The sequence below is a fragment of the Bradyrhizobium genosp. SA-3 genome, assembly GCF_004212635.1.
Lineage (GTDB): Bacteria > Pseudomonadota > Alphaproteobacteria > Rhizobiales > Xanthobacteraceae > Bradyrhizobium.
Genome location: NZ_PSRT01000332.1, coordinates 1 through 787 on the forward strand (window position 1 = coordinate 1; position 787 = coordinate 787).

1 protein-coding gene is annotated in these 787 nt (G+C 64.4%); it reads left to right on the plus strand.

Going from position 1 to position 787, the window contains the following annotated elements; translation table 11 throughout:
• Positions 1-787, plus strand: a 787-nt coding sequence (locus CWO91_RS42345) for a Mu transposase domain-containing protein (protein ID WP_433995612.1), incomplete at both ends; no start/stop codon positions are given.

Consider the following 787-nt stretch of genomic DNA (forward strand, 5'->3'; position numbering starts at 1 on the left):
TAGCCACTATCTGGTCGATCCGGTCGCCTGCACGCCAGCGTCGGGCTGGGAGAAGGGGCAGGTCGAGAACCAGGTCGGGCTGGTCCGGGAACGCTTCTTCACGCCGCGGCTGCGGTTCAAAAACCTCGACGAGTTGAACGCCTGGCTGCTCGACAAATGCATCGCCTACGCCAAGGCTCATCGCCATCCGGAGCTGGTCGATCAGACGATCTGGGACGTGTTCGAAGCCGAACGCCCCAAACTCGTTCCCTATGCCGGCCGCTTCGACGGCTTCCATGCGGTGACGGCATCGGTCTCGAAGACCTGCCTGGTGCGCTTCGACAACAACAAGTACTCGGTCGCAGCCAGCGCAGTCGGACGACCAGTCGAGGTTCAAGCCTATGCCGATCGCATCGTGATCCGTCAGGATGGACGCATCGTTGCCGAGCACCCGCGATCCTTTGGCCGCGGCGATACCGTCTACGACCCCTGGCATTATGTGCCGGTGCTCGCCCGCAAACCCGGCGCCTTGCGCAACGGTGCTCCCTTCAAAGACTGGGTGCTGCCGGCCGCGATCGAGCGGATCCGGCGCAAGCTTGCCAGCATCGACGATGGCAATCGGCAGATGGTCGACATCCTCAACGCGGTGCTGACTGACGGTCTGCCCGCGGTGGAAGCGGCCTGTGCCGAAGCGCTCAGTCACAGCGTCCATTCCGCCGATGTCGTGCTCAACATCCTGGCCCGGCAACGCGAGCCCGCCCCACCGGCCAACATCATGACGCCGGCCGCACTGACGCTCCGTCATGCG